Below are 21,879 nucleotides of genomic sequence, written 5' to 3'. Positions count from 1 at the left end.
CGTCGCTTAGTTGCGGAGCGGCTTGCCGGTCTTGAGCATGTGCGCGATGCGCTCCTGGGTCTTGGGCATCTGCGCCAGCGCGACGAAGTGCTCGCGCTCCAGGCGGATCAGCCAGTCCTCGTCGACCAGCGAGTCCTTGTCGACCTCGCCACCACAGATCACGGTGGCGATGCGGCTGGCGATCTCGTAGTCGTGCGGTGATATGAAACGGCCTTCCAGCATGTTGACCAGCAGCATCTTGAAGGTGGCGATGCCGACATCGCCGGCGACGCGGATGTTGCGGGCAGGCAGGGGCGGGCGGTAGCCGCTCTCGGCCAATGCCAGCGCCTGCGCCTTGGCCACGTGCAATAGTTCGAATGCGTTGAACACGACGGTGTCGCCGTCGCGCGCCAGCTTCAACTCCTTGGCCTCGACAGCGGAAGTCGCGACCTTGGCCATCGCCACGCTCTCGAACGCGGTTTTCAGTTCGGCGAAGACGTCGCCGGTCGCACCGGCCTTGTCGGAGGCGCGCACGGCGAGCTCCTTCAGGCCGCCACCGGCCGGCAGCAGGCCGACGCCAGCCTCGACCAGGCCGATGTAGCTCTCCAGCGCGAATACGGTGTGTGCGGCATGCATCTGGAACTCGCAGCCGCCACCCAGCGCCAGCCCACGCACTGCGGCCACCACCGGCACCAGCGAGTACTTGATCCGCTGGCTGGTGGCCTGGAAGTTGGCGACCATCGCTTCGAAGCCTTTGAGGTCGCCGGCCTGCAGCAGGCCCAGTGCACCGGACAGGTCGGCACCGGCCGAGAACGGTTCCTTCGGCTGCCAGATCACCAGGCCGCGGAAGTCGCGTTCGGCGATGCCGATGGCTTCCTGGATGCCGTTGAGCACGTGGTCGTTGACCGTGTGCATCTTGGTCTTGAAGCTGAGCACGGCGATGTCGTCACCCTCGTCGGCCCACAGTCGCACACCGTCATTCTCGAACACGGTGTGGCCCTGCGGGAACGATTCGCCGAGCAACGGATCAGGGAAGCGCTGGCGCGCGTAGACCGGGTTGGATGAGCGCGGCACCTTGTCGTTGCGGGCCGGACTGTAGCTGCCCTCGCTGGTGTGCACGCCCTCGCGGCCGTCGAACACCCAATCGGGCAGGGCGGCAGTGCTCATCGCCTTGCCGGCCACGATGTCCTCGGCGATCCACTCGGCGACCTGCTTCCAGCCGGCGGCCTGCCAGCTCTCGAACGGCCCCATAGACCAGCCGTAACCCCAGCGCATTGCCAAATCGACATCGCGCGCGGTGTCGGCGATCGACTCAAGGTGGCAGGCGCTGTAGTGGAAGGTGTCGCGGAAACAGGCCCACAGGAACTTCGCCTGCGGATGCTGGCTGGCGCGCAGGGCGGCGAACTTCTTCGCTGGATTGCGCTCCTTGAGCAGCGTGGCGACGTCGGCATCAAGCTCGCTGGTCGAAGCGCGGTAGTCCTGCGCCTTCAGGTCGAGGACCAGGATGTCCTTGCCCTTCTTGGTGTAAACGCCGGCGCGGGTCTTCTGGCCCAGCGCGCCCTTCTCGATCAGCGCGGCCAGCCACTTCGGCGTCTTGAAGTACTTGTGCCACGGATCGTCGGGCAGGGTGTCGGCCATGGTCTTGATGACATGGGCCATGGTGTCGAGGCCGACCACGTCCGCGGTGCGGTAGGTCGCCGACTTCGGCCGCCCGATCAGCGGGCCGGTCAGCGCGTCGACGGTGTCGAAGCCGAGGCCGAACTGTTCGGTGTGATGCATCGCCGCAAGCATCGAGAACACGCCGATGCGGTTGCCAATGAAGTTCGGCGTGTCCTTGGCGACCACCACGCCCTTGCCGAGGGTCGTGGTCAGGAAGGTTTCCAGTCCCTCCAGCACCGCCTTGTCGGTGGTGCGTGCCGGAATCAGCTCGGCCAGGTGCATGTAGCGCGGCGGGTTGAAGAAGTGCACGCCGCAGAAGCGGTGGCGCAGTTGCTCGGGCAGCACGTCGGCCAATGCGTTGATGCCCAGTCCCGAGGTGTTGCTGGCCAGCACCGCGTGGTCGGCGACGAACGGGGCGATCTTGCGATACAGATCCTGTTTCCAGTCCATTCGCTCGGCGATCGCCTCGATGACGATGTCGCAATCCTTCAGCAATTCCAGCCCGTCGTCGTAATTGGCCGGAATGATGCGGGCGGCGAGGCCCTTTCCTGCCAGTGGGGCGGGGCTGAGCTTGCCGAGGTTGGCGATGGCCCGGGTGACGACGCCATTCGGGTCGCCTTCCTTGGCAGGAAGGTCGAACAGCACGGTGTCGACGCCGGCATTGGTCAGGTGGGCGGCGATCTGCGCCCCCATGACGCCCGCGCCAAGCACAGCGGCACGACGCACAAGCAGTTTATTAGACATATCCATCAAGTCCTTGTTAAAAAAGGAAAAACTGCGGACTCAGCTCTTGAAGCCGGCCGCGGCGAAAAGGATCAGCTCACGGGCAGCCCGCTCACGATGCGCCGCCTCGGTGACACCGGCGGGACGCTTGATCAGGCCGAAGTCGGCCATCGCGTAGGTCAGCGCGCCGGCCAGGAAGTCCAGGCGCCAGTACAACTCTTCCTTGCTCAGTCCCGGTACCGCCGCCGCAATCGCCTTGGCGAATTCGCGCAGCACGTGGCCGTAATGGTCGGACAGGAACTTGCGCAGGCTGTCGTTCTTCTCGGCATAGGCACGCGCCACGACACGGACGAACGCGCCGCCACCGTGCTTGTCCTGGGCCAGGGCCAGGGCGGGCTCGACGAAGGCCGCCAGGATCGGCTCAAGCTCGCCGGGGCACTGTTCGAGGGCGGTTTTCAGCGCCGCAAGCCGTTGCGCGCTCATGTCGTCCATGCGTCGACGGAATACCTCGTTGACGAGGTTCTCCTTGCTGCCGAAGTGGTAGTTGACCGCGGCGATATTGACCGAAGCGCGGCTGGTGACCTGGCGCAGGGAGGTGCCGGTGAAGCCGAACTGGGCGAACAGTTCCTCGGCCGCGCCAAGGATGCGGTCCTTGGTGGAGAAGTGGGCGGTGGCCGCCATGGGGCTGGGTCTCTGAAGGACGGGGGCGTGTAAATCAAACGCTTGTTTGATGCTAGGCCGGAACCGGGGCCCCGTCAATGGAGCATCGGAGCATCTACCCGGGACTGGATTCGGCTGCCCAGGCACACGAACTCCGCTCGAGCAGCTCGCCCCGCTGGAACCGCCCCGCGACCACGATGAGCGCCGATCATGCAGGGCGTGTTGGTGTCGGGGCCCCGATCAGGGCTCTCCTGACTGAAGGCTCCCTGACGGCGACCGCACACATTGGCAACGGGTCGATGACAACGGCGTCATGGATTCGTTAGAATCTCCACAGCCATGTCGGCTAAACCCGTGCCACTGCACGGGTTTTTCTGTTACTCTCGGGCACTCACCCAGGATGGCCGCCGCCGACCCGTCAGGTCCGCGGTGGGTGTCCGGCGACGAGTGGTCCGCCTGACCGGAGACACCCCAAATGGCGCTGGAGCGCACCCTGTCCATCATCAAGCCCGATGCTGTTGCCAAGAACGTCATCGGCGAGATCTACACCCGCTTCGAGAAGGCCGGCCTCAAGGTCGCCGCCGCAAAGATGAAGCACCTCTCGCGCGCCGAGGCCGAAGGTTTCTATGCCGTGCACCGCGAGCGTCCGTTCTTCAACGCGCTGGTCGAGTTCATGATCTCCGGTCCGGTGATGATCCAGGCCCTTGAAGGCGAGGGCGCGGTGCTGAAGAACCGCGAGCTGATGGGCGCCACCAACCCGAAGGAAGCCGCGCCGGGCACGATCCGCGCCGACTTCGCCGACAGCATCGACGCCAACGCCGTGCACGGCTCCGACAGCCTGGAGAACGCCGCGATCGAGATCGCGTACTTCTTCCCGGCCACCGACGTCTTTGCACGCTGAGCTTCCGCACATCAGAGCAATACCCGACGCATCCGATGAACATGCAGCACGACAATTCGCACGACGCCGGCCGCCCCTCCGGGGACGCCGTGCCCGTTGAAGCGCTGCCGACATCGCCGTCGAAGGCGGCAGCCGTTGTAGCCGACGGCCGCCGCAACATCTTCGATCTCGACCGCACCTCGCTCGAGGATTTCTTCGAGCAGGAGCTGGGCGAGAAGCGCTTCCGCGCGCACCAGGTGATGAAGTGGATCCACCACCGCCATGTCACCGAATTCACCGACATGACCGACCTCGGCAAGGTTCTGCGCGCCAAGCTCGAGGAGCGCGCGGTGATCCACGCGCCACAGGTCCTGTTCGACAAGGCATCCACCGACGGCACCCACAAATGGCTGCTCGGCATGGATGCGAAGAATGCGATCGAGACGGTCTACATTCCCGACAAGGGCCGTGGCACCTTGTGCGTGTCCTCGCAGGTCGGCTGCGCGCTCAACTGCCAGTTCTGCTCCACCGCCACCCAGGGGTTCAACCGCAACCTGTCGACTGCCGAAATCATCGGCCAGGTCTGGGTTGCCGCCCGCCACCTCGGCAACGTGCCGCATCAGCAGCGCAGGCTGACCAACGTGGTGATGATGGGCATGGGCGAGCCGCTGGCGAACTTCGACAACGTCGTGCGCGCGATGAGCATCATGCGCGACGACCTCGGCTACGGTCTGGCCAACAAGCGGGTGACCCTGTCGACCGCCGGCATGGTGCCAATGATCGACCGCCTTGGCGAGGAGAGCGACGTGTCGCTGGCGGTTTCGTTGCATGCCGCCAACGACGAGCTGCGCACCGAGCTGGTGCCGCTCAACAGGAAATATCCGATCGCCGAGCTGATGGACGCCTGCGTGCGCTATGCGCTGCGCAAGCGCGGGACATCGGTGACCTTCGAATACACGCTGATGAAGGGCGTCAACGACCAGCCTGAGCATGCGCGTGAACTGGTCCGGCTGATGCGCGAGTTCGACCGTCGCGTGCAGATGAAGGATGCGGCCAAGGTCAACCTGATTCCGTTCAACCCGTTCCCGGGCACGCGATTCGAGCGTCCCGACGACGTGGCGATCCGCGCGTTCCAGAAGCAGCTCAACAATGCCGGCATGATCGCACCGGTGCGTCGCACGCGTGGCGACGACATCGACGCCGCCTGCGGCCAGTTGAAAGGGCAGGTCACCGACCGTACCCGCCGCCAGGCGGCCTTCCGCGAGCAGCTCAGGAAAACCGGTCTCCACACGACAGGCCCGGGGGCAGGCGATGCCGCGGCGTGATGCCCGTCCGCATGCCCTGTCCCGGTGGCCCGTGGCCGCCGTTCGTTCGCTACTGCTGTGCATGCTCGCCCTGGTTGTCCTGGCTGCCAGCGGCTGCAACCGGCTGACCTTCGTCAAGCCGGATATGGATCGACGCGACTTCACCCGCACCGCGCCGACCTACGAGGTCAGCGACAGTGGCAAGGGCAGTCGTTCGGCGAGTGCTGCGATCCTGGTGCGGGAAGGGCGGAGGGCGCTGTTCGATGGCAAGCTCGACGAAGCCGGGAGTGCCGCCCGCAGCGCGCTCAGGCAGGATGACAGCTCTTCCGGTGCGCACTCCCTGATGGCCATGGTCCTGGATCGCCGTGGACAGCCTGCGCAGGCCGGCGAGCATTATCGGCGTGCGGCCGAGCTCATGCCCCGGGGCGCCCAGTTCAATGATTACGGAATCTGGCTGTGCGGACAGGAGCGTACCCAGGAGGCGCTGGAGGCGTTCAACCGCGCCCTGGCCGATCGTACATATTCGACGCCGTCCTTTGCCCTGGCCAATGCCGGCGCCTGTGCCGACCGGGCCGGCCTGAACGAGCAGGCGGGGCAGTACCTGCGGGCCGCGCTACAGGCCGATCCCGAGAATCCAGGCGCCTTGGCGGCGATGGCCGAACGCGAATTCCGGGCCGGGAATGCTTTCACGGCGAGGGCCTTTGCCCAGCGCAGATTGGCTGCAGCACCAGCGGATCCGCAAGTGTTGGTGCTTGCGTCACAAATTGAGCTTCAACTCGGCGACAAGGAAGCGGCTGATCGCTATGTTCAACAGTTAAGGGCGGAGTTTCCGGGTTTTCCGGGCTCCGAGAACGGGGGAAAGCGGTAGACAATGATCCAGCCAGACCCAATCAAAGCGGGTTCAGAGCGCAGCTGTGGCCAGCGTCTGAAGAAAGCCCGCCTCAAGGCCGGCCTGTCCCGGGAGGACGTGGCCCACAGGTTGAAGATGCCGGCGCGAGTCGTCGAGGCGCTCGAAACCGACCATTGGGAAGTGCTTGGTGCGCCGGTCTTCGTGCGCGGGCAGTTGAAGAGTTATGCCCGCCTGCTGAAACTGGACATGGATGTCGACGGCTGCCTGGACGAGGCCAACCTTCCACCGGTGGCACCACCGGAACTGATCAGTCATAGCCACGTGCCCCATTATCGACGGGTACTTGAACAGGCGACCCGCAACGCGGTGTACATCGTGATGACCGCGGCCATCGCACTGCCGGTATGGTGGGCGACACGCGATCACCTCAGACCTTCGTCGTCTCCGACAGTGCAGTCGCTGGAGGTGCCCGAAGGCCTGTCACCGGTCCTGGGCAGCGAGTCCAATGACGGGGAGTCGGGTACCGGGGCCTCGGCCATGGTTCCACGCCGTTCGCAGCGCACCCCGGTGGTGGCGTCGATGACCCGCGCAGCGCCGAACCGGCATCGAGGCCGACCGCCAGCCTGTCGATATCGTTCAACGACGAAAGCTGGCTCGAGGTCTTCGATACGGAGGGCAAGCCGCTTGAGAAGGGCCTGATCGCCGCTGGAGAACGGCGCAGCTACGAGCCCGGGCAGGTGAGCCGGGTGACGCTCGGCAACGTCTCGGCGGTCGAGGTCAGCCAGCGCGGAGAGTCCGTCGACCTGTCTGCGTTCAGCAAGTCCAACGTCGCGCGCTTTACGCTATCCTCTGACGGTTCCGTGGTGCCGCCCGCCGAGTGATCGGCCGCGGCCATGCCGCGGATTGGAATCCACACCCGGCTTCCGGACCTGTCCATGCATACCGCGTCTGGCGCGTTGTGCCGGACGTTCCGGCATGGAAGCCCCCGGCACAGCGACTTGATCAATGGCAATAGACGAAATTCTCGACGAACACGAACAGAGTGAGCGCGTCCTCCAATGGCTCCGTGACAACGGCGTCGGCCTGATCGGTGGCATTGCCCTCGGGCTTGCCGCCATAGGCGGATGGAAGTGGTGGGGTATCCACCAGCAGCAGGTGAAAATCGAGGAGGCCGACCGCTACAGCATCGCGGTCGATGCCATCGACGCCAACGCCCCGAATGCCGCCGAGCTCGCCGCCGGCCTGCAGCCGGGATTGCTGTCGACCCTGGCAGGCCTGGAACTGGCCCAGTCCCAGGTCGGTGCCGGCGAGACCGAGGCGGCCATCGCGACCTTGAAAGGGTTGGGTAGCGACGATCCCGCGCTCGCTGCGGTCATCAATCAACGCCTGGCGCGCCTGCAGATAGAAGCCGGCGAGGCCGAGGCCGCATTGGCGCTGCTGGCGGATGCCGATTCGGCCGGCGCGCTGGAAATCCGAGGCGATGCCGAGTTTGCGCTCGGGCGGCACGATGAAGCGCGCGCATCCTATGAAAAGGCTCTCGCGCAGATGGATGTCGGCTCGCCATTGCGACGCATGCTCGAACTCAAACTGACCGAAGTCGGCGGCACGCCCGACGAAGCCGAGGCCGAGGCCTGATGAAGTCCATCCCCATGATCTCCATTCGCCGCGCCATGAAAGCGCTCTCCCCAAACGTATGCTCCGTGCGGACGCGCGATGTGCTGCGCGGCACGGCTGCCCTGATGTGCATCGTGGCACTGACAGGTTGCACCACCGTCAAGGGTTGGTTCGGCGGCAAGAAGGCCAAGCCGAACGAGCCGGCGGCACTGGTCGAGTTCGCGCCCAGCCAGACGGTGGACAGGCTGTGGTCGACCCGGGTCGGCAAGGGTGAGGGCCGCAGCGGTGTCCGCCAGGGGCCGGTCGTCGCCGACGGGCGCATCTATGCCGCCGCCGTGTCGGGCGGCGTCACCGCTCTGGATCTGCAGAGCGGACGCAAGCTGTGGACCCACGAAAGCAAGCTGCGCCTGAGTGGCGGTCCCGGGGTTGGCGGTGACCTGGTCGTGGTCGGCAGCCTCGATGGCGAAGTCATCGCCCTGGATGCCGAGACCGGTGCCGAGCGCTGGCAGGCCAAAGTGCCCAACGAGGTCATCGCCGCACCGGCAGTCGGTCCGGGCCTGGTGTTCGTGCGTTCCAACGACAACCGGGTGACCGCCTTCGACGCCGCCAGCGGCCAGCGCCGCTGGTTCTGGAGCCACGATGTGCCACCGCTGAGCGTACGTGGCAACGATGCGCCGCTGGTGGGGCCGGGGCTGATCTTCGTGGGCAATGACGACGGCACCCTGACGGCACTGTCCGCGAACGACGGCAATCCCTTGTGGGAAGTCCCGGTGGGTCAGCCCGAGGGACGCACAGAACTCGATCGCATGGCCGATGTCGATGGCACCCCGGTGCTCGATGGCCAGGTCATCTTCGCCACCAGCTTCAAGGGCAGCACGCTCGCGATCGACGGTCCCAGCGGGCGCCCGATGTGGGCTGCCGAGTATGGCGGCCCGGGCCGGATCGGCGTGAGCCACGATCGCCTGGTGGTATCGGACGCGACGGGCAACGTCCATGGGCTGGACAAGGGCACCGGTTCGGCGATGTGGAGCCAGCCGGCTCTGGCCCTCCGCAAGCTGACCGCGCCGGCAGTGCAGGGTGACTACGCCGTGGTCGGCGACTTCGAGGGCTACCTGCACTGGATGAAGCTCGACAACGGCGAATTCGCCGCCCGCGTGCGTGCTGGTCGCAAGGCCCTGCGCGCCGCCCCGGTGGTTGCCGACGGCATCCTGCTGGTGCAGAACATCGATGGCGACCTGAGCGCCTATCGGCTGCAATAGGTCTTCGTCCGCGGCCAGGCTGCCGTGGAACTCCGACCAGGGGACGGCCGGCGTATCGCCGGCCGTTTCCCTTTTCCTGTCCGGGTCGGCATCATCGCTGCCACGGCAAGGCGCCGGCGATGCTGCCGTTCCCGGCTCCCGGTGCCTGTCTTCCGCCCCATGCCTTTCCCGCCCCATTTCCAACCGGCTGTACACCCATGCTCCCTCTCGTCGCCCTCGTAGGCCGCCCGAACGTCGGCAAGTCGACGCTGTTCAACGTGTTGACCCGTACGCGCGACGCGCTGGTGCATGACCAGCCGGGGGTGACCCGCGATCGCCACTACGGCGTATGCCGCCCCGAGGGACGCCGGCATTTCGCCGTGGTCGATACCGGTGGCATCGCCGGCGAGGACGAAGGACTGGTCGGTGCGACCGCCCGCCAGGCACGTGCCGCGGCGGAGGAGGCCGATCTGGTGCTGTTCGTGGTCGATGGCCGCGAGGGCGCCTCGGCGCTGGATGACGAGATCCTGGCCTGGCTGCGCAAGGCGGCCAGGCCAACCCTGCTGGTGGTCAACAAGACCGACGGTCTCGACTCGGAGGCTGCGCTCAACGAGTTCGCCCGCTATGGCTTCGCCGACGCGATCGACGTGTCCTCGGCCCACCGCCGCGGCATCGACGAGCTGATCGACGAGGTGCTGGAACGGTTGCCGGAAGAGGGCACTCGCGTCGAGCTCGACGACGATCCCGACCGCATTCGCCTGGCCTTCATTGGCCGTCCGAACGTCGGCAAGTCGACCCTGGTCAACCGCCTGCTCGGCGAAGAGCGGATGATCGCTTCCGATGTGCCGGGCACCACCCGCGATTCGGTCGCCATCGACATGGAGCGCGATGGCCGCCGGTATCGTCTGGTCGACACCGCCGGTGTGCGCCGCAAGTCCAGGGTCGACGAGGTGGTCGAGAAGTTCTCGATCATCAAGACCCTGCAGGCGATCGAACAATGCCAGGTCGCGGTGATCATGCTCGATGCTTCCGAGGGCGTCACCGACCAGGATGCGACGGTGCTGGCGCTGGCCCTGGATGCCGGCCGCGCCCTGGTCGTCGCGGTGAACAAGTGGGATGGGCTGACCGACTACCAGCGCGAGCAGGCCGAGGCGATGCTGTCGCGCAAGCTGGGATTCGTCGACTGGGCCGAGGCGGTGCGGATCAGCGCCCTGCACGGTTCCGGCCTGCGCGAGCTGTTCCGTGCCGTGCATCGCGCGCATGCTTCCGCGACCCGCGAGTTCGGCACCACCGAGGTCAACAAGGCACTGGAGATCGCCTACGCCAGCAACCCGCCGCCCAGCGTGCGCGGCCATGTCGCCAAACTGCGCTTTGCCCATCCTGCCGGCACCAATCCGCCGAGTTTCGTTGTCCACGGCACCCGCCTGCGGACCCTGAACGACACCTACAAGCGTTATCTCGAGAATTTCTTCCGCAAGCGTTTCAAGCTGGTCGGCACGCCGGTGCGGTTTGTATTCAAGGAAACCAGCAACCCGTACGAAGGCAGGAAGAACGTGCTGACCGATCGCCAGGTCGCCAAGAAGCGACGGATGATCCGGCACGTCAAGCGCGGGAAGTGAGGCGGCGGCATTCGCGTTCTGCGCGCATGTCGTGTCGCTGGCTTCCAGCGGTGTCCAGGGCATGGACAAAACAGGGCGACGCGCAGGCCCAGTCCGCGCGCCGCCCCGGTCTCCCTGACGAGGAGGCGGCCAGTGTCGACGACCGACGTCGCAAAGCTTGAGACTGCAGGCCTGCGATACAGTGGCCGCGTACACTCCGACACGATGAAGCCGCCTGAATCATCCACATCCCGTCCCACGCTCGGCATCCTCGCCGGCGGTCGGGCAAGCCGGCTCGCTGGCCGCGACAAGGCCTGGCTCGAACGCGATGGCGTGCCACAGGTCGTGCGCTGGCAGCGGCGATTCGCCGACGAAGTCGCCGCGGTACTGGTCAGTGCCAACATCACGCTGTCGAACAGCAGGTCGTCGAACAGCGCGCTATCGAACAGCATGCTCGACCGCTACCGCCAGGCCGGCCTGGATGCCGTAGCCGACCGTCACGATGGCGACCTCGGCCCGCTGGCCGGACTCGATGCCCTGGCCGCCGCCTGCAGGACCCCGTGGCTGCTGACGATCCCGGTCGACCTGGTCGGCGTCAATGAATGCCTGTTGCCCACGCTGGAGAGCATGGGCACCGCCAACGGCGCCTTCGCGGTCGACGACGACGGTCCACAGCCGCTGGTCGCGCTGTGGCGGGTCGAGGCATTGCGACCGCTGGTGGCCGATGCCATCAGGGAAGGCGACTTCGCGGTGCATCGTCTGCAGCTCCGCCTGGGCATGGCCGCGGTTCGGCTCGAGGGCGTACGCTTCGGCAACCTCAACACACCTGAAGACCTGGCCGCGGCTGGCATCGACCATGAGTGAATTCCCGACCGGCGTCCTGTTTGACGATGCCCTTGCGATCGTCCGCGAGGTCGCACGGCGGCATCGACTGGACACTGAAATCGTGCCGCTGTCGCGCGCGCACGGCCGCGTGCTTTCCGAAGAGGTGATCGCGCCGCTGTCGCTGCCACCGTTCGACAACAGCGCGATGGACGGCTTCGCTCTGCGCCATGCCGATCTGCAGGGCGACGAGACTGCGCTGCAGCTGGCCGGTGAGCAGTTCGCCGGCATCGCAACGGGGCAGGCCGTCGGCCCCGGCGAATGCCTGCGGATCACCACAGGTGCGCCGATGCCGTCAGGCACCGATACCGTCGTGATCAGGGAGAACGCGCGGGTCGAGGGCGACCGTGTGGCCGTCCCCGGCCATACCCCGGCGGGCGCCAACGTCCGCCGCGCCGGAGAGGACGTACGCGAGGGCGACACCGTGCTGCATGCAGGCGAAGTGCTGACCCCGGCTCGGGTTTCGCTGGCCGCCTCGCTCGGGCTGGCGACGCTGCCCGTCTCGCGGCGCCCGACCGTGGCCGTGTTCACCAGCGGCGACGAGCTGGTCGAACCCGGCATGCCGTTGGCGCCGGGACAGATCTACGACAGCAACCGCGAACTGCTGATGGGCCTGTTGCGTGCCGAAGGCCTTGAGCCGACCGCCTGGCCGCGTCTGCCCGATGATCCGCGCGCGGTCGAGATCGCCTTGCGCGACGCGGGTTGCGCCTTCGATCTGGTCATCACCTGCGGCGCGGTATCGGCGGGCGAGAAGGACCATATCCCGGCCGTGCTGCAGCGGTTTGGCGAGGTGCATTTCTGGAAGGTGCGGATCAAGCCGGGCATGCCGGTGCTGTTCGGCAGCCTCGACCAGAGCCGGTTTCTCGGCCTGCCGGGCAATCCAGTATCGGTGCTCGCGACCTGGCTGGCGCTGGGCAGGGTACTGGCCGATGGCCTGCAGGGGAGGACTGAACCGCGCCCGGTGCTGCGCGCACGGTTGGCGGCGCCGATCGACAAACCCCATGCCCGCCGGGAATTCATGCGTGCGCGGCTCGAATGCGGCGAGGACGGCGGTCTGTCGGCGGTGCCGAACCCGGCCACCGGCTCGCACCGACTGCGTGCCGCGGCGGATTCCAACGCCCTGATCGTGATTCCCGACGGGCCGCAGACGTTGGCCGCCGGCACGGTGGTCGAGGTGCTGCAGCTGTAGCGTGGACGGAAAGTGTGTTGGGGAAGCCCGCGGCCTTGGCATTGTGGGCTTCCGGATAGGTGGGCGGCGCCTGCATCCGGGCGGCGCGACGCGATTGGCGCGATAATCCCCGCATGGACATCGAACGCATTCCCCCGGCCGAAGCCCTGCGCCGCCAACGCGACGGTGGCGTTCTGATCGACGTACGCGCGGCGCACGAGCGTGCGACCGGATTCGCCGAGGGCGCGCGCGGCATCACGAAGGATGAACTCGAGGCCGATCCCGCCGCCGCGCTGCCCGACCGCGACGTACCCGTGATGCTGATCTGCCAGATGGGCGGCCGCTCGCTGAAGGCGGCCGAAGCGTTGTGCGCGGCCGGCTACGTACGGGTGGCCTCGGTCGAGGGCGGCACCGAGCGCTGGATCGCCGACGGTCTGCCGACCGAGCGCCCCGCAGGCGACCATGACTTCTACGACCGTTACTCCCGCCATCTGCGCCTGCCCGAGGTCGGCGAGGTCGGGCAGAAGCGGCTGCAGGAAGCGCGCATCGCGATGGTCGGTGCCGGTGGGCTCGGCTCGCCGGCCGCCTACTACCTGGCCGCGGCCGGCATCGGCACCCTGGTGCTGGCCGACGACGACGTGGTCGACCGCAGCAACCTGCAACGACAGATCCTGCATACCGACGACCGGGTCGGCGTGGCCAAGGTCGAGTCGGCACGCATCGCACTGTCGGCGCTCAACCCGAGGGTGGACATCCAGGCCTTCCCGGAGCGCATCACCGCCGCCAACGTCGAGCGCCTGATCGCCGATGCCGACGTGGTCATCGACGGCGCCGACAACTTCCCCGCACGCTACCTGCTCAACGATGCCTGCGTGAAGCTCGGCAAGCCACTGGTCTATGGCGCGGTGCATCGCTTCGAGGGCCAGGTGAGCGTGTTCGACGCCGGCCGCCTGCGCGGCGAGGCGCCGTGCTACCGCTGCCTGTTCCCCGAACCGCCACCACCCGAGGCCGCGCCCAACTGCGCCGAGGCCGGCGTGCTCGGTGTCCTGCCCGGGGTGATCGGGCTGCTGCAGGCGACCGAGGCGATCAAGCTGATCCTCGACCTGGGAGAGCCGTTGCGCGGGAGGCTGCTGCACTTCGATGCGTTGTCGATGCGCTTCCGCGAGACCCGGCTGGGCCCGGACCCGGACTGCTTGGTCTGCGCGCCGGGCCGGGATTTTCCGGGCTACATCGACTACGCCCGCTTCTGCTCCGCTCAGAGCAATCCGTAAAGAATCCCGGCCAACGAGCAGGCGGCGAGCAACGGCAGGATGCCGGCCTTGAAGCGGAACACCGCGAGCATCGCGGCGAATGCAAGGAGGAGGGCAGGGATGCTGGCGGTGGCGAGTACCGGCACGTTGATCGTCATCCCGAGCCCCTGCATCACCCGCACCTCGCCAAACAGGACGTGCATGGCGAACCAGAGCGCCAGGTTCAGGATCACCCCGACCACGGCCGCCGTGATCGCGGCCAACGCGGCCGACAGGGCCTTGTTGCTGCGCAACGTTTCGACGAAAGGGGCGCCGAGGAAGATCCACAGGAAGCAGGGGGTGAAGGTCACCCAGGTGGTCAGCAGACCACCGAGCGTGCCGGCCAGAAGCGGATGGAGCGGGCCGGGGGCGCGGAACGCACCGATGAAGCCGACGAACTGGGTGACCATGATCAGCGGCCCGGGCGTGGTTTCCGCCATGCCGAGGCCGTCCAGCATTTCGCCCGGCTGCAGCCAGCCATAGCCCTCGACGGCCTGCTGCGCGACATAGGCGAGCACGGCATAGGCACCGCCGAAGGTGACCACCGCCATCTTGGAGAAGAACACCGCGATATCGGCGAACACGTTGCCAGGGCCGAGCCACAGCAACAGGCCAAGCACGGGCACCAGCCACAGCAGCAGGAACGTGCCGCCGATCTTCAGCGACCAGGCCAGCGGCGGCCGTGCATGGGCAGGGACGTTCTCGCCCAGCACCGTGTCCACGTCGGCAACCTGGTGGTCGCCGACCTTGCCGTGGCCGTTTCCGCCCAGGAACGCCGCCAGCCCGGCACGGGCACCGACATAACCCAGCGCCGCGGCGGTAAGAACGACCAGCGGGAACGGAAGCTGGAAGGCGAACAGCGCGATGAAGGCCATCGCGGCGATCCCCACCATCACACTGTTCTTCAATGCCCGCCGGCCGACCCGGATCACGGCCTCAAGCACGATGGCGAGCACGGCGGCCTTGAGGCCGAAGAACAGCGACTGGACCACGCTGGCATTGCCAAAGATTGCGTAGATCCAGCTCAGCGCCATGATCGCGATGATCCCGGGCAGGACGAACAGCGTGCCGGCGACGAGCCCGCCCCGGGTCCTGTGCATGAGCCAGCCGATGTAGACGGCAAGCTGCTGGGCTTCGGGGCCGGGCAGCAGCATGCAGTAGTTGAGCGCATGCAGGAACCGGTTTTCGCCAAGCCAGCGTTTCTCCTCGACGAGGATGCGATGCATCATCGCGATCTGCCCGGCGGGGCCGCCGAAGCTCAGCAGTGCGATGCGTGCCCAGACCCGGACCGCTTCCCGGAAAGGGATTTCACGTGTGGCAGAACCGGATCCCTGGGCTGGACCGGGCAGGATCGCAGGTGTCTCGCTCATCGTGGGTTCCCGGTCGATTCCGCAAGGATTCTACGCAAGCTGACGCGGCCCGGAGCTGGCAATGTCATCGGTCCGAGTATCTTCAAGGTCCCGGACCGGGCATTGGTACGCAGCCCGCCGCAGAACTGGCGCGATCCCGACCGGACGCAGCGTCTGCACTCACCGCGCGGCGACATCGGTTCTGGAAGGATGATCCGGACTTCGTGATTCGACCTTCGGGAGTGTTGCATGAGGGAGCGGGGCCTGGTCTGGCTGTTGGCAATGATCGTCGGACCGCTGGCATGGATCGGGACGGCGACTGCCGGAGGCTGCGACGGCGCCGACCCGCTGCAGGCCAGAGACCTTCCTTCCCGCATCGCTGCCGTGGCCTGCCGGGAAAGCCGCCTCTGGTACGAGCCCTTCATCGACATCGATGGGCGCCTGGTCAGCTTTACCGTGGCCGAGATGGAGACCGACCGCCTCAGCGATGGCGTCACCCCAGCCTGGAAGAGGGTGGTCGACTACTGGCGCGGCAGCGGCCTGCTGGGCGCGGTTGCGCAGCGGCCCGGTGCAAGCACCTGCGAGTACGCCACCAATGACAGCTACGCCTCTCCCAACTGCCGCGGCTTCCTGATCGACACGCCATGGTCGGCGGCGTTCGTCTCCTACGTGATGGTGCAGTCGGGGGTGCCTGGTTTCAGGCCGTCGCCGAGCCATGTCGATTTCGTACGCGACGCCTGGCGCAATCCCGAAAGCAGCCCTTTCACTCTGGTCGACCCGGCTGCCACTCCGCCCGCGAACGGCGATCTGTTGTGCATGGTCCGCACCCGGGCCGGGCTGGAGGGCCTGTCCGGATTGGTGGCCTGGCTGGGATCGAACCCCGGCGCTGCATTGCCGATGCATTGCGATGTCGTCGTCGATGCCAACGGCAGCGGCAACGGCCGCGCCTACCTGGTCGGTGGCAATGTCCTCCAGGGCGTGACCCTGCGCATGCTGCCGGTCAATCGCGCCGGACGCTTCTGGAACCTGCCACAAGCACGCAATACCGGCTGTCGTCCTGGCAATCCCCAGGCCTGCAGTTTCAACAACCAGAACTGGGTGGCCCTGCTCAAGCTCAAGCCGGGGCTGTCGATGCTGGCGCAGCCGCCGACTCCGGCCCTTCAGGAGACGCAGGAATGCTGCGTCTACTGCGTGGTCGGCGGTGGAGTTCCGCGCTGCCCTGCGGATGCATCGCCGCCGTCGCCATGACCCCGGCCATCGCTTCCGCCTCGCATGAATGCCGCCAACGCCTCGCCATAGGACGGATACATATCGATATCGTTATGGCCGGCCTCGGGCACCATCACCACTTCCGAACGGGCAGCCGGCAGCGCATCGATCAGGCGTCGGGTGCTCGAAGCCGGGATCACCCGGTCGCGTCCGGCCTGGATGACCAGCACCGGTCCCTCGAAAGCCGTCAGACGGGTGGCCGAATCGTAACGATCGCGCGCCAGCAAGCGCACCGGTAACCAGGGATAGTGGTGCTGCCCGACGCCGGCCAGACTGTCGAACGGCGTGACCAGCGCCAGACGCCCGACCGGGCGCTGCGAGGCCAGGTGAGCGGCGACGCCGCTGCCGAGGCTGCGCCCGACCACGTCGATCCCCTTGTGCTGTCCGCTCACGTGGTCGTGCAACGCCACCGCGTCGGAAGACAGCGGGACTTCGCCGGGCTGGCCCTGGCTGGCACCGTAGCCGCGATACGCCACCAGGTACACCGTATGGTCCGGAAACCAACGGGCGAAGGCCTCGCGGTTGTGCTGGATCGCCTCGGCATTGCCGCCGAAGTAGAGCAGGGCACGCGGCTGGCCCGGGTTGACCACCCAGCCCCGCAGCGTGATGCCCTCGTTGTCGAAAGCGAAGTCGGTCTGGCCGGCCTCCACCCGGGTCGCGGCCGGGAAGTACACGAAGTCGCGCTGGCGCATGAACATCAACGTACACAAGCCCAGCCACGCCAGCAGGAGCAGGCCGGCGATGGTCAGCAATGCACGCACCGGACCGGGCATGGCTCTCAGCCGTGGGCCTTGCGTGCGGCCTCGAACGCGGCCAGCTGCTCGGGCGTGGCGTCCTTCTGGTGCTCCGCCTTCCATTCGGCGAACGGCATGCCGTAGACGATCTCGCGGGCCTCGTCCTTCGTCATCGTGATTCCGCGCGTCTCGGCGGCCTCGCGGTACCAATCCGACAGGCAGTTGCGGCAGAAGCCGGCGAGGATCATCAGGTCGATGTTCTGCACGTCGGGGCGTTCTTTCAGCAGGTGGTCGCGCAGGCGGCGGAACACAGCGGCTTCGAGGTGTAGGGTTTCGTGGTCGATCTCGTTCATGGTGGAGGCATCCTGTGCGGCCGGCCGCGGCGGATGGATGCTCTGGCCGGATGGGGGATAATGCGCCGCTACAACTCTAAATGAAGCTCCCGGACCCCGCATGACCGATCACGCCGCCGCCCGATCCGCCCCCGAGCAGACCGGAAAAGCAAGGATCCTCGATGGCAAGCGTATCGCCGAGGACCTGCTCGACTCCCTCAAGGCACAGGTGGACGCGCGGGTCGCGGCCGGCAAGTCCCGCCCGGGATTGGCGGTGGTGCTGGTGGGCAACGACCCGGCTTCGGCGGTCTATGTGCGCAACAAGCGCCGGGCGGCCGAGAAGGTCGGCATCCGTGCGATCGACTTCGACCTGCCGGCCGGCGCCAGCGACGAGCAGCTGCTGGCTCTGATCGACCAGCTGAATGCCGATCCCGACGTCCACGGCATCCTGGTCCAGTTGCCGCTGCCGGATCGCCGCGACCCGACCGCACTGATCCATCGGATCAGTCCAGCCAAGGATGTCGACGGCTTCCACCCCGAGAACGTCGGCCATCTGGCCCTGCGCCAGTTCGGCCTGCGGCCGTGCACGCCGCGCGGCATCACCACGTTGCTGGCCTATACCGACCGTCCGGTACGCGGGCAGAGCGCGACGATCGTGGGCGTCTCCAACCATGTTGGCCGGCCGATGGCGCTGGAGTTGCTGATCGCCGGCTGCACGGTGACCAGCTGTCACAAGTTCACCCCGCCGGACGTACTGGAAGCCTCGGTCCGCAACGCCGACATTCTGGTGGTGGCGGTGGGCCGCCCGGGCCTGGTCCCGGGCGAGTGGGTCAAGCCGGGCGCGGTGGTCATCGACGTCGGCATCAACCGGCTCGAGGACGGCCGCCTGGTCGGCGACGTCGGTTTCGACGAGGCGGCGCGGCGGGCCAGCTGGATCACCCCGGTGCCGGGCGGGGTCGGGCCGATGACGGTCGCCACGTTGATGCAGAACACGCTGGAGGCAGCCGAAGCCGCCGGATAGGGCTGGAGCACCTGAACCGTCCTGTCCGCGGAACACGAAATCCCGCTTCTGGAGCGAGCGCCAGCGGCTCCGGACAGGTTACAATGGCGCGCTTCATCCTCCCCGGGCCCGCCCATGCTGCGCATCCAGGCTGAAGCGCTTACCTACGACGACGTCTCGCTCGTTCCGGCGCACTCCTCCGTCCTGCCCAAGGACGTGTCGCTCACCACCCGCTTCACCCGCGATCTCGACATCCGCCTGCCGATCCTGTCGGCGGCGATGGACACGGTCAGCGAGGCCCGCCTCGCGATCGCGATGGCCCAGCTGGGCGGGATCAGCATCATCCACAAGAACATGGGTGCCGAGGCGCAGGCCGCGCAGGTCGCCCGGGTCAAGAAGTTCGAAGCCGGGGTGATCAAGGAGCCGTTCACGGTCAGGCCGGAAACCACCATCGGCGAAGTGCTCAAGCTGACCCGGGCCCGCAACATCTCCGGCGTGCCGGTGGTCGACGGCGGCCAGCTGGTCGGCATCGTTACCAGCCGCGACATGCGCTTCGAGAAGAAGCTCGACGATCCGGTCCGCCACATCATGACCAAGAAGGACCGCCTGGTGACGGTGGCCGAGGGCGCTTCCGACGAGGAGGTGCTGGACCTGCTGCACAGGCACCGCATCGAGAAGGTGCTGGTGGTCAACGACGGTTTCGAGCTGCGCGGCCTGATCACGGTCAAGGACATCCAGAAGAAGCGCGACAACCCCAATGCCGCCTACGACAGCAGCGAGCGCCTGCTGGTCGGCGCCGCGGTCGGTGTCGGCGGCGATACCGAGGCCCGGATCGAGGCACTGGCCGCCGCTGGCGTGGACGTGGTGGTGGTCGACACCGCCCACGGCCATTCGCAGGGCGTGCTCGAGCGCGTGCAATGGGTCAAGAAGAACTTCCCGCAGTTGCAGGTGATTGGCGGCAACATCGTCACCGGCGACGCTGCGCTGGCGCTGATGGATCACGGTGCGGACGCGGTCAAGGTCGGCGTCGGCCCGGGCTCGATCTGCACCACCCGCATCGTCGCCGGCGTCGGCGTGCCGCAGGTCACCGCGATCGACATGGTCGCCGAGGCACTGCAGGACCGCATCCCGCTGGTCGCCGACGGCGGCATCCGCTATTCGGGCGACATCGGCAAGGCGATCGCCGCCGGTGCATCGAGCGTGATGATCGGCGGCCTGTTTGCCGGCACCGAGGAGGCGCCGGGCGAGGTCGAGTTGTTCCAGGGCCGCAGCTACAAGAGCTACCGCGGCATGGGCAGCCTGGGTGCGATGGAGAAGGGGTCGAAGGATCGCTACTTCCAGGACGCATCGGACGCCGACAAGCTCGTCCCCGAAGGCATCGAAGGCCGTGTGCCGTATCGCGGCCCGCTCGGCAATGTCGTCCACCAGCTCGCCGGCGGCCTGCGCGCCACGATGGGCTACGTCGGCTGCGCAACCATCGAGGAGATGCGCAAGAAGCCCAGTTTCGTGCGCGTGACCAACGCCGGCAGCCGCGAAAGCCATGTCCACGACGTGCAGATCACGAAAGAGCCGCCGAACTATCGGGCCGGCTGAAAACAGGAGTGAGGGAATAGAAGTGAGAAACGAGTGAAAGCCCTCGTTCCGCTTGTCCACCTCTCACTTCTCACTCCTAACAACTCACCTCCAGCCTCATGGCCGACATCCATTCCGACAAGATTCTCATCCTCGACTTCGGCGCGCAGTACACGCAGCTGATCGCCCGCCGCATCCGCGAGATCGGCGTCTACTGCGAGATCTGGGCCTGGGACCACGACCCGGCCGAGATCGCTGCCTGGGGCGCGAAGGGCATCATCCTGTCCGGCGGGCCGGAATCGACCACGGAAGAGGGCGCGCCGAAGGCGCCGCAGGAAGTCTTCGACGCCGGCCTGCCGATCCTCGGCATCTGCTACGGCATGCAGACCCTGGCCGCGCAGCTGGGCGGTGAAACCGAAGCCGCCGACGCACGCGAGTTCGGCCACGCCGAGGTGCAACTGGTCGCCCACGACGCGCTGCTGGGTGGGCTCAGCGACCACCCCGGCGAGTCCCGCATCGATGTCTGGATGAGCCACGGCGACCACGTCGCCAAGGCGCCGCCCGGCTGGACCGTCACCGCGACCACCGACCGCATCCCGGTCGCGGCGATGGCGCTGGAGGACAAGCGTTGGTACGGCGTGCAGTTCCACCCCGAGGTCACCCACACCAAGCAGGGCACGACGCTGCTGCGTCGCTTCGTCGCCGAGATCTGCGGCTGCCAGACGCTGTGGACGGCCGCGCACATCATCGAGGACCAGATCGCCCGCGTGCGCGAGCAGGTTGGCGACGACGAGGTGATCCTCGGCCTGTCGGGCGGCGTCGACTCATCCGTGGTTGCGGCGCTGCTGCACAAGGCGATCGGCGAACAGCTGACCTGCGTGTTCGTCGACACTGGCCTGCTGCGCTGGAACGAGGGCGACCAGGTGATGGCGATGTTCGCCGAGCACATGGGCGTCAAGGTGATCCGCGTCGATGCCGCCGACCGCTACTTCAAGGCGCTCGAGGGCGTGGCCGACCCGGAAGCCAAGCGCAAGATCATCGGCAACCTGTTCGTCGAGATCTTCGACGAGGAATCCTCGAAGCTGCGCAATGCCAGGTGGCTGGCGCAGGGCACGATCTACCCGGACGTAATCGAATCGGCCGGCAGCAAGACCGGCAAGGCCCACGTCATCAAGAGCCACCACAACGTCGGCGGCCTGCCCGAGCACATGAAGCTGGGCCTGGTCGAGCCGCTGCGCGAACTGTTCAAGGACGAGGTGCGTCGTCTCGGCGTCGAACTTGGCCTGCCCGAGCCGATGGTCTACCGGCATCCGTTCCCGGGCCCGGGCCTGGGCGTGCGGATCCTCGGTGAGGTCAAGCGCGAGTACGCCGAGCTGCTGGCGAAGGCCGACCACATCTTCATCGAGGAACTGCGCCGGGCAGACCTGTACGACAAGACCAGCCAGGCCTTCGCGGTGTTCCTGCCGGTCAAGTCGGTCGGCGTGGTCGGCGACGCCCGCGCCTACGAGTGGGTGATCGCCCTGCGCGCGGTCGAAACCATCGACTTCATGACCGCACACTGGGCGCACCTGCCGTACGACTTTCTTGGCAGGGTTTCAAATAGAATTATCAATGAGTTACGCGGAATTTCTCGCGTTGTTTATGACATCAGTGGAAAGCCGCCGGCGACCATCGAGTGGGAGTGATGTCGGCATCATCCTTGATTGCGGCGTAACCGCCGCCGCGCGTGTCCGTGCCCGATGGCACGAAGCCTGAAGGTGCGAGGTGGCAAACTGTTTC

Annotated in this window: 20 protein-coding genes; 15 read left to right on the top strand and 5 right to left on the bottom strand. The window is 67.0% G+C overall.

All coding sequences use genetic code 11. From position 1 onward, the window contains the following. Nucleotides 1-6: 6 nt before the first annotated feature. Entirely contained in the window at nt 7-2,382 is a 2,376-nt protein-coding gene (locus FKV23_RS08240; RefSeq protein ID WP_141623421.1) for a 3-hydroxyacyl-CoA dehydrogenase/enoyl-CoA hydratase family protein, read from the bottom strand. Between the two features lie 39 nt (nt 2,383-2,421). Further along, nucleotides 2,422-3,042, bottom strand: coding sequence for a TetR/AcrR family transcriptional regulator (locus tag FKV23_RS08235; RefSeq protein ID WP_141623420.1), 621 nt, complete (start codon nt 3,040-3,042; stop codon nt 2,422-2,424). A gap of 454 nt (nt 3,043-3,496) precedes the next feature. On the opposite strand from FKV23_RS08235, the gene ndk reads away from it, so the two are divergent. The 11 genes from ndk (at nt 3,497) to moeB (ending at nt 13,826) form a co-directional block, all read left to right on the top strand. Then, complete coding sequence (gene ndk / locus FKV23_RS08230) at nt 3,497-3,922, top strand: nucleoside-diphosphate kinase (RefSeq protein ID WP_141623419.1); 426 nt, start codon at nt 3,497-3,499, stop codon at nt 3,920-3,922. 41 nt (nt 3,923-3,963) lie between these two features. Then, on the top strand, nt 3,964-5,226 hold the full coding sequence (rlmN, locus tag FKV23_RS08225; protein WP_141625114.1) for a 23S rRNA (adenine(2503)-C(2))-methyltransferase RlmN: 1,263 nt from the start codon (nt 3,964-3,966) through the stop codon (nt 5,224-5,226). Nucleotides 5,227-5,287: 61 nt separating this feature from the next. Next, a complete protein-coding gene (locus FKV23_RS08220) occupies nt 5,288-6,073 on the top strand; it encodes a tetratricopeptide repeat protein (RefSeq protein WP_141623418.1) in 786 nt (261 codons plus the stop codon). A 3-nt stretch (nt 6,074-6,076) separates the two neighbouring features. Next, nucleotides 6,077-6,754 (top strand): helix-turn-helix domain-containing protein, encoded by a 678-nt coding sequence (locus tag FKV23_RS08215; RefSeq protein ID WP_341867577.1) that lies wholly within the window; start codon nt 6,077-6,079, stop codon nt 6,752-6,754. Next, nucleotides 6,679-6,936 carry a DUF4115 domain-containing protein gene (locus FKV23_RS17700; protein ID WP_341867586.1) on the top strand — a complete coding sequence of 86 codons (258 nt, stop codon included), beginning with the start codon at nt 6,679-6,681 and terminating at the stop codon, nt 6,934-6,936. The genes FKV23_RS08215 and FKV23_RS17700 overlap by 76 nt, the downstream gene beginning before the upstream one ends. Before the next feature lie 124 nt (nt 6,937-7,060). Continuing rightward, on the top strand, nt 7,061-7,690 hold the full coding sequence (locus tag FKV23_RS08210; RefSeq protein WP_141623417.1) for a YfgM family protein: 630 nt from the start codon (nt 7,061-7,063) through the stop codon (nt 7,688-7,690). Nucleotides 7,691-7,755: 65 nt separating this feature from the next. Next, on the top strand, nt 7,756-8,928 hold the full coding sequence (gene bamB / locus FKV23_RS08205) for an outer membrane protein assembly factor BamB (RefSeq protein ID WP_407067661.1): 1,173 nt from the start codon (nt 7,756-7,758) through the stop codon (nt 8,926-8,928). A gap of 197 nt (nt 8,929-9,125) precedes the next feature. Next, nucleotides 9,126-10,526, top strand: a complete 1,401-nt coding sequence (gene der / locus FKV23_RS08200; protein ID WP_141623415.1) for a ribosome biogenesis GTPase Der — start codon at nt 9,126-9,128, stop codon at nt 10,524-10,526. Between the two features lie 132 nt (nt 10,527-10,658). Beyond that, entirely contained in the window at nt 10,659-11,369 is a 711-nt protein-coding gene (gene mobA, locus FKV23_RS08195; RefSeq protein WP_244244137.1) for a molybdenum cofactor guanylyltransferase, read from the top strand. Then, a complete protein-coding gene (locus tag FKV23_RS08190; RefSeq protein WP_141623413.1) occupies nt 11,362-12,576 on the top strand; it encodes a molybdopterin molybdotransferase MoeA in 1,215 nt (404 codons plus the stop codon). The genes mobA and FKV23_RS08190 overlap by 8 nt, the downstream gene beginning before the upstream one ends. Before the next feature lie 113 nt (nt 12,577-12,689). After that, nucleotides 12,690-13,826 (top strand): molybdopterin-synthase adenylyltransferase MoeB, encoded by a 1,137-nt coding sequence (gene moeB / locus FKV23_RS08185; protein ID WP_141623412.1) that lies wholly within the window; start codon nt 12,690-12,692, stop codon nt 13,824-13,826. Here the strand turns inward: moeB and chrA are convergent. After that, a complete protein-coding gene (chrA, locus tag FKV23_RS08180) occupies nt 13,811-15,214 on the bottom strand; it encodes a chromate efflux transporter (protein WP_141623411.1) in 1,404 nt (467 codons plus the stop codon). The genes moeB and chrA overlap by 16 nt on opposite strands. 228 nt (nt 15,215-15,442) lie before the next feature. On the opposite strand from chrA, the gene FKV23_RS08175 reads away from it, so the two are divergent. Beyond that, nucleotides 15,443-16,441, top strand: coding sequence for a DUF2272 domain-containing protein (locus FKV23_RS08175; RefSeq protein WP_141623410.1), 999 nt, complete (start codon nt 15,443-15,445; stop codon nt 16,439-16,441). Here FKV23_RS08175 and FKV23_RS08170 read toward each other — a convergent pair. Together FKV23_RS08170 and FKV23_RS08165 are read right to left on the bottom strand one after the other, a co-directional pair. After that, entirely contained in the window at nt 16,378-17,235 is an 858-nt protein-coding gene (locus FKV23_RS08170; RefSeq protein ID WP_208543258.1) for an alpha/beta hydrolase, read from the bottom strand. The two genes, FKV23_RS08175 and FKV23_RS08170, sit on opposite strands and share 64 nt — an antisense overlap. Nucleotides 17,236-17,240: 5 nt before the next feature. Further along, entirely contained in the window at nt 17,241-17,549 is a 309-nt protein-coding gene (locus FKV23_RS08165) for a DUF1244 domain-containing protein (protein ID WP_141623409.1), read from the bottom strand. 100 nt (nt 17,550-17,649) lie between these two features. Here FKV23_RS08165 and folD point away from each other — a divergent pair, with 100 nt between their 5' ends. The 3 genes from folD to guaA all read left to right on the top strand — a co-directional run bounded on the left by folD (nt 17,650) and on the right by guaA (nt 21,785). Beyond that, nucleotides 17,650-18,549, top strand: coding sequence for a bifunctional methylenetetrahydrofolate dehydrogenase/methenyltetrahydrofolate cyclohydrolase FolD (folD, locus tag FKV23_RS08160; RefSeq protein WP_141623408.1), 900 nt, complete (start codon nt 17,650-17,652; stop codon nt 18,547-18,549). A 114-nt stretch (nt 18,550-18,663) separates the two neighbouring features. Further along, entirely contained in the window at nt 18,664-20,121 is a 1,458-nt protein-coding gene (gene guaB / locus FKV23_RS08155; protein WP_141623407.1) for an IMP dehydrogenase, read from the top strand. Nucleotides 20,122-20,219: 98 nt separating this feature from the next. Further along, nucleotides 20,220-21,785 carry a glutamine-hydrolyzing GMP synthase gene (guaA, locus tag FKV23_RS08150; RefSeq protein ID WP_141623406.1) on the top strand — a complete coding sequence of 522 codons (1,566 nt, stop codon included), beginning with the start codon at nt 20,220-20,222 and terminating at the stop codon, nt 21,783-21,785. Nucleotides 21,786-21,879 lie beyond the last annotated feature (94 nt).

The sequence above is a fragment of the Lysobacter alkalisoli genome (assembly GCF_006547045.1).
GTDB lineage: Bacteria > Pseudomonadota > Gammaproteobacteria > Xanthomonadales > Xanthomonadaceae > Marilutibacter > Marilutibacter alkalisoli.
Note: the sequence above shows the minus strand (reverse complement) of the source record. Positions and strands in the feature narration are given on the sequence as shown.

What these genes read in the sequence shown, in the direction of transcription:
- FKV23_RS08220 (WP_141623418.1), top strand. Translation starts at nt 5,288, where the DNA reads ATGCTCGCCCTGGTTGTCCTGGCTGCCAGCGGCTGCAACCGGCTGACC.
- FKV23_RS08215 (WP_341867577.1), top strand. Translation starts at nt 6,077, where the DNA reads ATGATCCAGCCAGACCCAATCAAAGCGGGTTCAGAGCGCAGCTGTGGC.
- FKV23_RS08240 (WP_141623421.1), bottom strand. Translation starts at nt 2,382, where the DNA reads ATGTCTAATAAACTGCTTGTGCGTCGTGCCGCTGTGCTTGGCGCGGGC.
- folD (WP_141623408.1), top strand. Translation starts at nt 17,650, where the DNA reads ATGACCGATCACGCCGCCGCCCGATCCGCCCCCGAGCAGACCGGAAAA.
- FKV23_RS08175 (WP_141623410.1), top strand. Translation starts at nt 15,443, where the DNA reads ATGAGGGAGCGGGGCCTGGTCTGGCTGTTGGCAATGATCGTCGGACCG.
- FKV23_RS08170 (WP_208543258.1), bottom strand. Translation starts at nt 17,235, where the DNA reads ATGCCCGGTCCGGTGCGTGCATTGCTGACCATCGCCGGCCTGCTCCTG.
- FKV23_RS08235 (WP_141623420.1), bottom strand. Translation starts at nt 3,042, where the DNA reads ATGGCGGCCACCGCCCACTTCTCCACCAAGGACCGCATCCTTGGCGCG.
- der (WP_141623415.1), top strand. Translation starts at nt 9,126, where the DNA reads ATGCTCCCTCTCGTCGCCCTCGTAGGCCGCCCGAACGTCGGCAAGTCG.
- ndk (WP_141623419.1), top strand. Translation starts at nt 3,497, where the DNA reads ATGGCGCTGGAGCGCACCCTGTCCATCATCAAGCCCGATGCTGTTGCC.
- FKV23_RS08210 (WP_141623417.1), top strand. Translation starts at nt 7,061, where the DNA reads ATGGCAATAGACGAAATTCTCGACGAACACGAACAGAGTGAGCGCGTC.
- guaA (WP_141623406.1), top strand. Translation starts at nt 20,220, where the DNA reads ATGGCCGACATCCATTCCGACAAGATTCTCATCCTCGACTTCGGCGCG.
- chrA (WP_141623411.1), bottom strand. Translation starts at nt 15,214, where the DNA reads ATGAGCGAGACACCTGCGATCCTGCCCGGTCCAGCCCAGGGATCCGGT.
- FKV23_RS08190 (WP_141623413.1), top strand. Translation starts at nt 11,362, where the DNA reads ATGAGTGAATTCCCGACCGGCGTCCTGTTTGACGATGCCCTTGCGATC.
- FKV23_RS08165 (WP_141623409.1), bottom strand. Translation starts at nt 17,549, where the DNA reads ATGAACGAGATCGACCACGAAACCCTACACCTCGAAGCCGCTGTGTTC.
- guaB (WP_141623407.1), top strand. Translation starts at nt 18,664, where the DNA reads ATGCTGCGCATCCAGGCTGAAGCGCTTACCTACGACGACGTCTCGCTC.
- moeB (WP_141623412.1), top strand. Translation starts at nt 12,690, where the DNA reads ATGGACATCGAACGCATTCCCCCGGCCGAAGCCCTGCGCCGCCAACGC.
- rlmN (WP_141625114.1), top strand. Translation starts at nt 3,964, where the DNA reads ATGCAGCACGACAATTCGCACGACGCCGGCCGCCCCTCCGGGGACGCC.